Source organism: Lacimicrobium alkaliphilum (assembly GCF_001466725.1).
Classification (GTDB): domain Bacteria; phylum Pseudomonadota; class Gammaproteobacteria; order Enterobacterales; family Alteromonadaceae; genus Lacimicrobium; species Lacimicrobium alkaliphilum_B.
Window position 1 is genome coordinate 3,526,593 of record NZ_CP013650.1, and the last position, 13,874, is coordinate 3,540,466.

Annotated in this window: 12 protein-coding genes; 3 read left to right on the forward strand and 9 right to left on the reverse strand. The window is 50.7% G+C overall.

Features of this window, described 5'->3' with window-relative positions; genetic code table 11:
* Position 1: 1 nt before the first annotated feature.
* The 3 genes from thrB to AT746_RS15970 form a co-directional block, all read right to left on the reverse strand.
* On the reverse strand, positions 2 to 970 hold the full coding sequence (gene thrB / locus AT746_RS15960; protein ID WP_062482266.1) for a homoserine kinase: 969 nt from the start codon (positions 968 to 970) through the stop codon (positions 2 to 4).
* A complete protein-coding gene (thrA, locus tag AT746_RS15965; RefSeq protein WP_062482269.1) occupies positions 970 to 3,423 on the reverse strand; it encodes a bifunctional aspartate kinase/homoserine dehydrogenase I in 2,454 nt (817 codons plus the stop codon). Before thrA ends, thrB begins: the two co-directional genes overlap by 1 nt.
* 195 nt (positions 3,424 to 3,618) lie before the next feature.
* Positions 3,619 to 4,023, reverse strand: coding sequence for a response regulator (locus AT746_RS15970; protein ID WP_062482272.1), 405 nt, complete (start codon positions 4,021 to 4,023; stop codon positions 3,619 to 3,621).
* A 59-nt stretch (positions 4,024 to 4,082) separates the two neighbouring features.
* On the opposite strand from AT746_RS15970, the gene aceK reads away from it, so the two are divergent.
* Positions 4,083 to 5,807 carry a bifunctional isocitrate dehydrogenase kinase/phosphatase gene (gene aceK, locus AT746_RS15975; protein WP_420480317.1) on the forward strand — a complete coding sequence of 575 codons (1,725 nt, stop codon included), beginning with the start codon at positions 4,083 to 4,085 and terminating at the stop codon, positions 5,805 to 5,807.
* Here the strand turns inward: aceK and AT746_RS15980 are convergent.
* Complete coding sequence (locus AT746_RS15980; protein ID WP_062482274.1) at positions 5,772 to 6,167, reverse strand: MAPEG family protein; 396 nt, start codon at positions 6,165 to 6,167, stop codon at positions 5,772 to 5,774. The two genes, aceK and AT746_RS15980, sit on opposite strands and share 36 nt — an antisense overlap.
* 34 nt (positions 6,168 to 6,201) lie before the next feature.
* On the opposite strand from AT746_RS15980, the gene AT746_RS15985 reads away from it, so the two are divergent.
* Positions 6,202 to 7,107, forward strand: coding sequence for a 1-aminocyclopropane-1-carboxylate deaminase/D-cysteine desulfhydrase (locus AT746_RS15985; protein WP_062482277.1), 906 nt, complete (start codon positions 6,202 to 6,204; stop codon positions 7,105 to 7,107).
* Positions 7,108 to 7,166: 59 nt separating this feature from the next.
* Complete coding sequence (locus tag AT746_RS15990) at positions 7,167 to 7,964, forward strand: hypothetical protein (RefSeq protein WP_062482280.1); 798 nt, start codon at positions 7,167 to 7,169, stop codon at positions 7,962 to 7,964.
* A 51-nt stretch (positions 7,965 to 8,015) separates the two neighbouring features.
* On the opposite strand, the gene AT746_RS15995 is transcribed toward AT746_RS15990, so the two are convergent.
* The 5 genes from AT746_RS15995 to acnB form a co-directional block, all read right to left on the reverse strand.
* Entirely contained in the window at positions 8,016 to 8,384 is a 369-nt protein-coding gene (locus tag AT746_RS15995) for a hypothetical protein (RefSeq protein ID WP_062482284.1), read from the reverse strand.
* 9 nt (positions 8,385 to 8,393) lie between these two features.
* Entirely contained in the window at positions 8,394 to 8,744 is a 351-nt protein-coding gene (locus AT746_RS16000; RefSeq protein WP_062482287.1) for a DUF4870 domain-containing protein, read from the reverse strand.
* Between the two features lie 145 nt (positions 8,745 to 8,889).
* Positions 8,890 to 9,324: a DUF192 domain-containing protein gene (locus AT746_RS16005; RefSeq protein WP_062482290.1), complete on the reverse strand. Its 435-nt coding sequence runs from the start codon at positions 9,322 to 9,324 to the stop codon at positions 8,890 to 8,892.
* A gap of 34 nt (positions 9,325 to 9,358) precedes the next feature.
* Positions 9,359 to 10,540, reverse strand: a complete 1,182-nt coding sequence (locus tag AT746_RS16010; RefSeq protein WP_062482293.1) for a hydroxymethylglutaryl-CoA reductase — start codon at positions 10,538 to 10,540, stop codon at positions 9,359 to 9,361.
* Between the two features lie 362 nt (positions 10,541 to 10,902).
* The gene (gene acnB / locus AT746_RS16015) at positions 10,903 to 13,515 is read right to left on the reverse strand and encodes a bifunctional aconitate hydratase 2/2-methylisocitrate dehydratase (RefSeq protein ID WP_062482295.1); all 2,613 of its coding nucleotides are present in this window, start codon (positions 13,513 to 13,515) and stop codon (positions 10,903 to 10,905) included.
* Positions 13,516 to 13,874 lie beyond the last annotated feature (359 nt).

Here is a 13,874-nt window from a genome sequence, read left to right on the forward strand (position 1 = left end):
CTTACACCTTTTTCGCTGTCGACCCTTGCGGATCCAGTTGACATATATGGCTGAAGCCATCCGCATTCTGAATATAATGCGCGCTCAGCCACTGATTGATTTTTTCAGCCCTGGCCAGATCATCGCAGACCGCGAAAACCGTTGGTCCTGAGCCGGAGATGCCAAAAGCCAGCGCCCCCTGTTGAATGGCGAAGGCTCTGGCCTCGTCAAAACCCGGCAGCAATTTTTTGCGATATGGCTCGGCAATTACGTCCTGCATCATGGCCGCAGCGAGTTTACGATCACCGCTATGCAGGGCGTGTACAAAAACGCCAAGCTGGCGGCCAAAAGTCAGCGTATCTTTAAGTGCCACCTGCTGCGGCAGTATACGGCGGGCTTCGGCGGTAGATACCTTGATGCCGGAATAACAGGCCACCCAGTACCAATCTTCAAATACCGGCAGATTAATGGCTATATTGTCTGCCTGTTCGGCCATCAATACCAGCCCGCCGAGATAACAGGGCGCCACATTATCATAATGCACCGAGCCACTGATCTGACCTTCCAGCTCTCCCATCATCAGCAACATCCGTTGTTGATCAAAGAGCTCGCCGTAAAAGGTGTTCAGCCCGTCCAGTGCCGCCACCACTGAGCTGGCACTGGAGCCAAGACCGCTGCCGATAGGCAGGTTTTTATACAACAGCATGGCGCAGGGCTCAAGCTGATGGCCCTGTTGTTCCGCCTGGTTGTGATAATGGCGATAACACTGGGTGAGTATATTTTCTTCTGAGTCTGCCGGCAGCTTATGAGCGAAAGTCCCTTTAACCTCAAGGCTGAAGGCGCCGGCCGGGTGAATTTTCACCTCATCGCCAAGGCGACTGCCATCTACAGGTTTGAGCGCGGCACCGAGCAAGTCAAAACCAAGGCTGACATTGCCGATGGATGCGGGTGCATAAGCCTGCACCGGGGCGTTGGGCATCGGGGTGTCCATTATTCCTGCTTCCAGGGCATAGTGCGCAGTACATCGGCGAAGACCCCAGCGGCAGTCACCGCCGCACCAGCACCGTAACCGCGGATCACAAAAGGAATAGGCTGATAATAATGGCTGTGAATAGCCAGCGCATTTTCACCGTCTTTTACCACATACAGCGGATGACTGTTATCCACCGCCTGAATCCCCACTTTACAGTGACCTTCTTCAATACTGCCTACATAGCGCAGTACTTTACCCGGATTTTGTTCCAGTTGCTGTTTATACAACTGGTCAAGTTGTGGTAATCGGGAAAGAAATTCCTCCACCGAGCCGGAATCATCAAAATCATCAGGCAGGATGGACTCAATCTCAATATCCTTGAGCTCCAGCTTCAGGCCCGATTCACGGGCCATAATCAGCAGCTTCCTGGCTACATCCATACCGCTTAAATCATCTCGGGGGTCGGGCTCAGTATAGCCTTTCTCCCGGGCAATTTTGGTGGCTTCAGACAGGCTTAACCCCTCTTCCAGCTTACCGAAAATATAGGACAGTGACCCGGACAGTATACCCTCAAAGCGGGTCAGTTCATCACCGGCGTAAAGCAGCTTTTGCAGGTTCTCAATAACCGGCAATCCGGCACCGACCGTGGTTTCATACAGAAACTGACGACGGGTGGACTGGGCTTTTTCTCTGAGCGCAGCGTAAAAATCCATGCCTGCGGTGTTGGCCTTTTTATTCGGCGTTACCACATGAAAGCCCGCTTCCATCATATCCAGATACTGATCGGCAATGGCGGTACTGGTGGTACAGTCAATAATCACCGGGTTGATCAGGCTGTTATCCTGCACAAAGTTTTCCATCACCGCCAGCGAAAAAGGTTGTTGGCGCTGTGCTAACTGATCGCGCCAGCCATTTTTCAGATCAATCCCGCCTGGTTGCAACAGCATGCCTTTACTGTTGGCGATACCGTAAACCTGCAGATTAATATTGCGGCCTAACAGTTGTTGCTGCTGGCGGGCAATCTGCTCAAGCAGTTCACTGCCTACAGTGCCACAACCCACCAGAAAAGCATCTATAGTATGTAAATTCGAGAAAAAATTCTGATGCACCACCTTAACGGCCTCCCTGGCTTTGCGACTTTCAATCACCGCAGAAATAGAACGTTCTGAAGAGCCCTGGGCAATCGCCACAATGTTGACCCGGGCCTGAGCGAGAGAGCTGAAGAAACGGGCAGCCAGCCCCTTAGCTTTGCGCATGCCATCACCGACCAGCGTAACGATGGCCACAGACTCACGCATTTCAATCGGTTCCAGCAACTGATTGGCCAGTTCCAGCACAAAGGCTTCTTCGAGCAGATGCTTGGCACGCTGGGCATCTTTTGCATGTACACAAAAGCTGATGCTGTACTCAGAGGATGACTGGGTGATCAGGCTGATAGAAATATTGGCATTGGAGATCACCTCAAACACCCTGCTGGCCATGCCCACCATGCCTTTCATGCCAGGGCCTGCCACGTTAAACATAGTGATGTCAGACAGGTGCGAAATACCTTTAACGCTGGTCCAGGTGTCACTGGCTTCGGTACTGATCAAGGTGCCCGGTGCTGAAGGATTCAGGGTATTACGGATCAGACAGGGAATATGATACTGAGCGATAGGGCCAATGGTCTTGGGGTGCAACACCTTGGCGCCGAAATAAGACAGCTCCATGGCTTCCTGATAGGTGAGTTTATCCAGCAGTACCGCGCCATCGACCTGGTTAGGGTCGGCGTTATACACCCCGTCCACATCAGTCCAGATCTCACAGCACTGCGCATCGATACAGGCCGCCAGAATAGCCGCCGAGTAATCTGAGCCATTACGTCCCAGCGTAACTTTTTCACCTTTTTCATTGGCCGCTACAAAACCAGGCATAATCAGCATCTGCTCGCCGTTTTTCGGCACATTAGTAAAGCGGGCGCGGCTGGCGGCCACATCGGCGATACTGTCAAGATAGTCGCCCTCTGCCAGCACATATTCCACCGGGTCGATAATCTGATTGCTGACGCCCATGGCGCTGATGATGCCACTGAAAATATTTACGCTGACATATTCACCAATGCTAAGCAGCTTGGCGGTTACGGCATCGGGGCTGCAATGAAGAAGATGAATGCCCTCAAGGCTTTGTTTAAGCTCCAGCAGCTTTTCATCAATCAGAGTGAGCAGGGGCTGATGGTCAAAATTGTCCAGCTCATTGGCGAGATCCTTAACAATGCCGGTCAGGGTCATATTCAGCTTCTCAAACAGCTCCTGCCAGGGGTCACCGGCAACAGCCTGCTCCACCAGCAGCGATAAGGCATTGGTGACTCCTTTGGGCGCCGAGAGGACCACCGCTGCACCTTTCTCAGTATGGGTGTGCAGCACAATGTCTCTGACCCTCAGATAGCGCTCGGCATCGGCTAAGGACGAGCCCCCAAATTTCATCACCTTCATATGCTGCTCCTGTTAGATAAAAAAAAGCCCGCTTCCTTTTGGGTCGCGGGCCTGGTGTTCTGTTCTTTACGCACTAGCCAGCGACCGCCTTAATAAAGGTGGTAATCATCATAATAATGGTGGTGCGGCTGATCGTTTTCATGGGCTTCAATTTGCCGTATAGACGTCTATATGTCAATACGCAATTTATCTGTTTCAGGCATAAGATAGATTTTCTTCCACTTTTTCCCCACAACGGTACAGGCCAAAATCCTGTAATATCTGCTTTAAATGCTGCCCGTTGACCGGCTTGGGAATAAACTCCAGCGCCCCTAATTGAATGACCCGCTCGCGCATCTGTGGCTGTATATCACCGGAGATGACCACCACAAAGACTTCCAGTTTTTCATGGCGGATGGCTTCAAGCACCTCAATCCCATCCATTTCTGGCATGGTCAGATCCAGCAACAACAACCCATAGTGCTGCTCTCTGAGGGCCGCCATAGCCTCGACACCGTTGGTGGCGAACGTCACGCTGGTATCCCAGTCATCAGGCAACGCCTTATTTGCTACCTTGCGTGCCAGCGATGAATCATCACAGATTAAAATTGGAAATCCCATCTGCCGCCTTCCCCTGTTATTCTTGTTTTTATATTGCCACTTGTTTTACTGCCGGAGTGATTTTGTCATCACCAAAGGTTTCTCATCTCGCTTATCAAATCCTCAAGGGCTTTGAAAAGAGCTTCCGCTGGTACAGCCGTATTACCGGTGCAGCCCAGCAGCGCTTTGAACAGGCGCAGTGGGAAGCCGGTCAACTGGCGGTAAAAGAACGCATTGCTATTTACGACCAGAGCCTGAGCGACGTAGTGGCGCAAATCTACCAACAACTGCACCCCCACTTACAGGATAAGCAGTTCTGGCACCAGTTAAAGCATCACTACCTTAAACAATTGGATGACCACCCGCAATTTGAATTAGCCGAAACTTTCTACAATTCTGTGATCGGGCGGCTGTTCCGTCATCAGCAAATCGACGACAATATGATGTTCGTATTACCCAGTCGCTGCTATCTGCCCGGACAGGTTCGTCATAATGTGATCAATACCTTTGATGCCCGGGGTACAATTCGCGCCACCCTGGAAGAAATCATCCGGGCCTATCCTTTTCATATTGAGTATGCCGATAAAGAACAGGACTTAAACCGTCTGGAGCGCTATCTGCGGGAAGCCTTCAGCCCCCGGCAACTGGCCCGTATTCACAGCATAGAAATACTGCAACCGGTATTTTATCGCAGTAAGGCCGCCTATCTGATTGGCCGCATGTGCAGTGACGGTGACGCCATCCCTTTTGTGATGGCATTAATGCTCAACTCCAGGCGACAGTTATATGTGGATACTCTGCTGACCGCCCGCCATGACTTAAGTGTGCTGTTTGGCTTTGCCCGTTCCTATTTTATGGCCGATACCCAATACCCCGCTGAGGTAGTGGCCTTTTTGCAGGAACTGATGCCGAATAAAAAGCACTTCGAGCTGTATATCTCACTGGGTTTTTACAAGCATGGTAAGACCGTATTTTATCGCAATTTCTTGCAGCACCTGAGCCACAGCGATGATCAGTTCGAGGCGGCGCCGGGCATACGCGGGCTGGTAATGGCGGTGTTTCATCTGCCTTCCTATGGCGTGGTATTTAAAGTAATTAAAGACGAATTCCCGGAGAGTAAAAAAATTACCCGCGAGCAGGTTAAAGCCTGCTACAAACTGGTAAAAATGCACGATCGGGTGGGCCGTATGGCGGACACCCATGAGTATGTCAATTTTCGACTGCCCCGGAACCGGGTCAGCCCGGCGCTGCTGGATGAATTGCTGGAGGTGGCAAACAGCAGTATTGAACTGACCGACGATGAGGTGATCATCAGGCACCTTTACATTGAACGTAAGATGACACCGCTGAATATCTATCTGGAGCAGGAGACAGACCCGGATAAAATTCGCCACGCCCTGGACGACCTTGGCCTGTGCATCAAGCAAATTGCCGCGGCCAATATCTTCCCCGGTGATATGCTGCACAAAAATTTTGGCATTACCCGTCACGGCCGGGTCATTTTCTATGACTACGATGAGATCTGCTATATGCACCAGCGGCAGTTCCGCGACTTACCCGTCTCTGATGATCCCTATGCTATAGATACTTTGTCGGTGGGGCCTGATGACGTCTTTCCGCAACAGTTTGAGCATTTTATTGTGGGTAAAAAGCACCTCAAAGAGCAGCTTAAGGCCCTGCATCCAGAGCTGATGGAACCCGATTACTGGCGCAGTATTCAGCGGGAAGTCGCCAGTGGCAAACTTAAAGATGTACTGCCCTACCCGGAATCACAGCGCTTTAATAAGCGCTTCGAACAACAATAATATCGAGCAGGCAAAGCCTGCCAGCCATACCAGACTGCGCAGCTTATCCCAATCCAGCAAATAGAAGATATGATACAGCACTCTGGCCACCACGAAGCTGATCGCCAGCCAGATTGTGTAAGTACTTACTGCCTGCATAACGATTACTAATATTGCGCCGGGGCTGAATAATATCAGTGCCTCAAAGGCGTTCTCATGACCGGCCCGGGCCCGTGCGCCAAGGCCGCTTAAGCTGGCCTGCTGCTGGCGGGGATTTTTATTGTCATATCCGCCGGCTTTAGCCTGCGCAACAGCCAGTGGCGCTTTGGACAGGATGGGTAGTAAGGTGGCAATAAACAGACAAAGCAAAATACTGTACATTGAACTTCCCCAAAAAGAACAGAACACCAGCTTAATGCCAGAACCGCAACAACACCAACTTGAAATTGAACAGATCCTGGATATCAGCCTGCCCTCTGCCGTGCAGCAGCTTAATCCTGACTGGCCGGGCAGTGAACAGGTAGAACTGTATATCAAACGGGATGACCTGATTCACCCTGTGATCAGCGGCAACAAGTGGCGCAAGCTTAAATATGCTCTGACTGAGACAATGGATAATGGCGTTGCTGAAATTATCAGTTTCGGTGGTGGCCACTCCAACCACCTGCATGCACTAGGCTATGCCTGTATGAAACTGAATATTCAGTTAATTGCCCTGGTCCGGGGTGATTACAGCCAGCACCCCACTGAGACGCTTAAGGATTTACAGCGCTGGGGCAGCCAGGTGCATTATCTGGATAAGCTCAGTTATCGCAAACGCAGCGATGCAGATTTTATCGGCAAGTGGCAGGCTGCTCATCCCAACGCTCTGATTATTCCCGAAGGAGGCAGCCAGACACTGGCACTGGCCGGTGTGGGCGAAATTTGCGCAGAACTGACACAACACTTTGATACCATTGTCACACCAGTAGGCAGTGGCGGCACGCTGGCCGGATTGGTCACAGCCAGACCTGAATCTTCACTACTGGGAATTGCGGTGCTTAAGGGCGAGGGTTACCTGGAGCAACTGGTTACAGAATTATTGCCGGAAGGTGCCTGTAATCCGTGGAAAATATTGCATCAGTTTCATTGCGGCGGCTATGCCAGAGTGACAACAGAGCTGACTGAATTTTGCCGGGATTTTCACCTTCAAAGTGGTATTGCGATTGAACCGGTGTACAGTGGCAAGCTGTTCTTTGCGCTGAAACAATTGCTGGCAGAAGGTTATTTCAAACCCGGCAGCAGGATCCTGGCACTGCATACCGGAGGCCTCAGAACCTGACAATTTGGGCTAACATAAGATACAGTCATTAACTTCAACCAAGATTAAAGGGAATCAAGATGAAAAAGCTACTGATCGGCATGGTAATCGTTATCGCATTAATCGCCGCTGGTGTGATGTATATGGCCTCCAATCTGGACGAGCTTATTCGCACACAGATGGAAACACAGGGCAGCAAAGCATTCCAGACCGAGGTAACGGTGGATTCGGTAGCGGTAGCGCTGCGTGAGGGCAGTATCACTATCGCGGGCTTTAATGTTCCTAACCCTCAGGGCTATTCAGATAACAGTGCCTTCAGCCTCGGAGAAATCAGCCTGGATTTGCAGGTTTCCACACAAGAGCCTTATACGGTGGAATCGCTGATAGTGGACAAACCCACGGTGTTGTATGAAGTGGACTCAGCTGGCAAAGCAAACCTGACGGTACTCAAAAATAACCTTCAGGCTATGTTGCCTGAACAACAGCAACGTACCGAAGAAACAGGTCCGTCACCTTTGGTTGCAGTAAAGAATATCAGCGTTCGCGATACCCGGCTTATCATCGATTTTGAGTCTATGGATCTGCAGGGGCTGAATATCGAGGAACTACAACTGGATAAAAAACGCTATGAAGTGACTTTACCTACCTTCAGCTCAGATCCTGTGGGCGTACCCAATGGCCTGCCAGCCGATCAGGTGGGGAAAGCCATCCTCGACAGTATGCTCAGCAACCTGACCCGTCAGGCCAAACAAAAAGCCAAAGACGTGCTGGAAGCCAAGGCTAAAGAAAAGCTGAAAGAAAAAGTGGATGAGAAAAAAGACGAGCTGACAGAGAAGGCCAAGGATAAAATTAAAGATCTGTTTAAAAAGGGCAGTTAAGGGCCAGATATATCTTAAGGCAATCACTCCGGTGGCGATGGCCACCGGATTTCACGACAACTCAGCAATAAACTCTTCCAGCTCACGTTCGTTATTACTGGCCAGCAGAGGAATATCCAGAAGAGGCCGGAAGCTCTGATTAATTCTGTCTTTAAACAAAGGGCCCACTTCACAGGCAATACCAATGCAGCCATGCTGACTGATCAGCTGATAGGTTTCACCCAATGCCTCCATGGCCTCATTGGTCACGGCAGCCACATTTTTTGGGTGCTCAAATAACACCCACCGGTCAAGGGGTTCGGTAGCGGCCAAGACACCACGCTGATATCTGAGTAAGCCCGGCCGGTTAAAACTGCCTACCGGCCAGGTATGTAGCACCTGCCCTTTCAGTTCGAGGCTGTATTCACCGTGTTCCAGCATGGCCGCACTTTATTTAATCAGCCTGAGGGCAAAGGGTACCCGGAAAAACTTACCATCGTGCACTGCAACCGCCCCCATAATGCAAAATACCAGATGGCAAATCGCGATAAGAGGAAACAACAGCGCGCCGACAAGTACAAAGGTCAGGATGGTGGCAGCGATATAAGCCAGCCCGGCGGTGATTGACCAGTTTAAAGACTCTTTAGCCTGATCAAATACATAGGCATCTTCTTTCTTAATCAAATACAGTACCAGACCGGGAATAAACCCAAAGAAAATGGTACCGATCCAGTTTAATAGTGCCAGGTTTTTAGAATCCTGACTGACACCGGCTTCGTCAATTTTCAGAGAATCAGACATATTCACTCCTTGTTATCATTGACACCAGATAATGGTGTTCATCAACTCTATCTGAGATTGCTAAAAAACACTAATAAGACCAGTATCTTGCTCAGAAAAACTTTGTGGCCGGCATAGCTTTTCTCACATTTCGAAGCGCCGCGATTCAGTGTTCGCTACCCGGATCCGGAATCACTTCGAAGCGATCGCCCACCTGAATATTATTGGCCTTAAACCAGCCCTGGTTCATTTCCCATGCATAAACGGCCGGTTGTTCTGAGCCCACCGGGGTCAAATCATGGGGCTGCATAGACTTGATCACCAGTATCTTTCCATCCGCATCGGCAAAGACCACATCCAATGGAATCAGCGTATTCTTCATCCACATAGACAATAGCCTGGGCTCCCGGTACACAAACAGCATGCCGCAGTTGTCGCATAAAGATTCTCTGTGCATCAGGCCTCTGGCTCTGGCCTGTGGGCTTTGTGCCAGTTCCAGGCTTAACTGCTTGTCTGCGACTTTAACCTGCACTTCACCAAATTCAGCGGCCGGTAATGACCACGCCAGCAAAGCAGATAATAACACCAGTATTCGAAACATTTTTGTTACTCGCTTAAATGCTGTACCAATTACATTAAGGCCTGTTGCGACCTAATCTGTCATGACTCGACACCCAATGCCCGGCAATCACCGCACTGGCCAGTGAAATATCGCCGGCCAGAACCGTAGCCGCAACGATCTCTGCCAGCTTGTTAGCCTTGCCTTTACCATAGCAGTCCATCAGATTGAGACATTCTTTTTGTGTCGGCAGACCGGTACCCCCACCATAAGTCGCGACAATCAGTGATGGCAGCGTCACCGACATATACAAATCATCATTGTCCAGCAATTCATGGGATAAATGCCCGGCGTGAGACTCCACTACATTGGCTTCGTCCTGCCCGGTGGCAATAAAGAGTGAGGCAATGCCGTTAGCCGAATGAGGTCCATTATAGGCCGCTCCTGCAATCCTGGCTCCGGTATTAGACATCACCGCCGCTTTGGCCATCAGTCTGGTGTCGGTATGCAACATACGCTTGACCACGTCTTTTTTGAGTACGGCCTCGGCTATCACCCTGCGGCCCCGGGAATGAATCATGTTCAGGTGGGAATGTTTTTTGTCGGTATCCATATTACCTGAGAGCAAATAGTCACAGGGAATCGGCGAATTTTCTTTGATCCACTCACTGGCAATCAGGGTGGCTTTACTGACCATATTCTGTCCCGCCGCATCGCCAGTAGTGTAGTTAAAGCGCAGGTAACGGCTGCGGGCTACTGACCACTGTTCGATATGCATCAGCTTAGCGATACTGCTGGTACTCTCTGCCACTGCTGCAATCTGGGCAAAGTTATCACTTACCCACTGACCAAAATCTCTCGCCTGACGGGCATTTTCAAATAAAAAGGCCGGCGCCCGTTGCATAAACTGCTCGACCACTGTGGTCGTCACCCCGCCACACTCATTTAATACCCGCATACCCCTGCTGTAACTGGCCACCAGCGTACCTTCAGTGGTTGCCAGTGGCACATAGAAGTCACCCTTTGCATGTTCACCATTGATATGCAAAGGCCCGGCAATGCCTACGGGCATCTGCACGATACCGATAAAGTTTTCGATATTACCGGGCAGAACCTGAGGGTCGATGCTGTACTGACCCGTCAGCTCAAGGGGTTCGCCTGTTTGCTGCTGCAGGAATTCACGGCGTTGTTGAGCCGATTCCTGGCTGTAGTCATTTTTTCGATCTCTTGGGATCCTGGGGGCGCGGGATTCATTCATCGTGTGTCCTTTTACTCTTGTGTATGGCAACGGTGACCAATATCTACCTTAGCAAGTTGCTCAGAAGATGCCTAAAGCTATTTGAACAAAGCTTAAGCATTTTCTGCGCCATTAGTATTACAGAGCAATACCAGGCACAAGCAGGGCAAAGAACCAGCCAGAGACAAAAGCAACAGTTCAGATTGCACAATAATAGTGCAAGGGAGGATGAGTGATAATACCAACAGGGTTAAATAATAAAGCCGGGATAAACCCGGCTTTTTCGTTTTCCCCAACTACCGGGGCTGTAGGTGGGGCTTTGGCCCGACAGCAAGATCAGGCATCAAAACCCCAGTCGGGATAAACCCCGACCTGCATAAGGATCAGGCTACGTTCAGCGTGGGAATAATATTTTCTTTAGCCGAGTTTTCCGCCTTCTTAAACTCATCCATGCGGTCGAAGTTCAGATAGCGATAGACATCTGCCGACATAGAGTCAATCTTGCTGGCGTACTGCAGGTACTCTTCGGCGGTTGGAATACGGCCAATAATCGCGCCCACTGCCGCCAGTTCCGCCGAAGTCAGGTATACATTGGCACCATCGCCAAGACGGTTGGGGAAGTTACGGGTCGAAGTGGACAATACCGTACTGCCTGCGGCCACCCGGGCCTGGTTACCCATACAGAGTGAACAACCGGGCATTTCGGTACGCACACCGGCACGGCCATAAATATTGTAGTAACCCTCTTCCATCAGCTGCGCCTGATCCATCTTGGTGGGGGGTGACATCCATAATCTGGTGTTGAGCGGATCTTTGTTCTGCTCCAGCAGTTTACCGGCGGCACGGAAGTGACCAATATTGGTCATACAGGAACCGATAAAGACTTCATCTACATTATCTCCGGCCACTTCAGACAGGGTTTTGGCGTCATCCGGATCATTCGGGCAACAGACGATAGGCTCTTTGATCTCATTCAGATCAATCTCAATCACTTCAGCGTACTCGGCGTCTTTATCGGCACGCATCAGCTGTGGATTGGCCAGCCACTCTTCCATCTTCTGGGCTCGACGCTCCAGCGTACGGGGATCACCGTAGCCTTCGTTGATCATCCAGCGCAACATGGTCACATTAGAGCGCAGGTATTCGGCCACGGATTCTTCCGACAGGTTAATAGTACAACCAGCCGCAGAACGCTCAGCAGAGGCATCCGACAGTTCAAAGGCCTGCTCGGCAGTCAGATGCTCCAGGCCTTCGATTTCCAGAATACGACCGGAAAAAGCGTTTTTCTTACCTTTTTTGGCCACCGTTAACAGGCCGTTTTTGATGCCGTAAAGGGGAATCGCATGCACCAGATCCCGCAAGGTAATGCCGGGCTGCATCTTGCCTTTAAAGCGCACCAGAATGGACTCCGGCATATCCAGCGGCATAACGCCGGTTGCCGCAGCAAAAGCCACCAGGCCGGAACCGGCCGGGAAAGAAATACCCAGCGGGAAGCGGGTGTGAGAATCACCACCTGTACCCACGGTATCGGGCAGCAGCATGCGATTCAGCCAGCTGTGGATAATGCCGTCACCGGGGCGCAGGGATACACCGCCACGGTTCATAATAAAATCGGGCAGCGTGTGCTGAGTATCGATATCCACCGGCTTGGGATAGGCGGCGGTATGACAGAAAGACTGCATGGTCAGATCGGCAGAAAAACCCAGACAGGCCAGATCTTTTAACTCGTCACGGGTCATGGGGCCGGTGGTATCCTGCGAGCCTACGGTGGTCATTCTTGGTTCACAGTAGGTACCGGGGCGAATACCCTCGACGCCACAGGCTTTACCCACCATTTTCTGTGCCAGGGTATAGCCTTTATCGGAATCAGCAGGCTGTTCGGGGGTGCGGAAAAAATCAGCCGGCGGCAAGCCCAGCGATTCACGGGCTTTTTCGGTCAGACCACGACCGATAATCATATTAATACGACCACCCACACGCACTTCATCCAGGATCACCTTGGAGTTGTACTTATACTCGGCCAGTACTTCGCCGGTTTCGTGATTCTTGATCACGCCTTCATGAGGGTAGATGTCGATCACATCGCCCATTTCCATTTTGTCCACATCGGCTTCAAAAACAAGAGCACCGGCATCTTCCATGGTATTGAAGAAAATCGGCGCCACTTTAGAGCCAAAACAGATACCGCCACTGCGTTTGTTCGGCACTCCGGGCATATCTTCACCGAAGTACCAGAGTACCGAGTTAGTGGCAGACTTACGGGAAGAACCGGTACCCACCACGTCGCCGATAAAGGCAACAGGATGGCCCTTGGCTTTTATCTCTTCGATCTGCTTAAGAGGACCGATTTCACCCTGTTTTTCCGGCTTCAGACCGTCACGTTCCATTTTGTACATGGCGCGGGCGTGCAGCGGTATATCAGGGCGCGACCAGGCATCGGGGGCCGGGCTTAAATCATCGGTATTGGTTTCACCTGTGACCTTAAACACAGAAACGGTAATTTTTTCTGCCAGCTCGGGTTTGCTGGTAAACCATTCGGCTTCCGCCCAGGACTGCATAATGTCCTTAGCGTATTGATTACCAGCCTTGGCTTTTTCTTCCACATCATGAAAGGCATCAAACATCAGCAATGTATGCTTGAGTTCTTCGGCTGCCTGTTCTGCCAGATCGTTATTATCCAGCAATTCCACCAGCGGCTCGATATTATAACCACCGTGCATATTGCCCAGCAGTTGCACTGCGGCATCTTTATCGATCAGCGGCGAACTGTCCTGGCCCCGCACGATAGCAGCCAGAAAACCGGCTTTAACATAGGCGGCTTCATCCACACCCGGTGGTACCCGCTCGGAAATCAATTCCAGCAGGAAGTCTTCTTCACCTGCGGGGGGATTTTTCAACAATTCAACCAGGCCGGTAACCTGCTCGGCGTTTAATGGCTTGGGGGGGACACCTTCAGCGGCACGTTCTGCAACGTGTTGACGATATGCTTCTAACACAATGTGGTCCTCTTGATTGGCTGCAACCGAGATCTCAGGTTTGAAATCTCTTTGCAGAGACAGATAACTTAAACCCGGGGATTATAAGTGTTTAAAACGCAAAGTTAAATTTAACCGACCTTTAGATCACTTATAGCCAATATAAATAGCAGTGATGTTGTTTAAAATTTGATAAAAATGGTGAATAAGATAAGAACTATTCTCAATTGTCTGAGAAGACAGGCAGGGATTACTCCCCTGAACCTTGCAAATTGTTGAGCTTCGCGTAGTAAAGATCCCGCTTTTCATCCCGGTATGTAACTTCTATGGCTTTTCCCATCGCTTTTCAGGCCTGCTGCAGCTCACCTTGTTTGTAATAG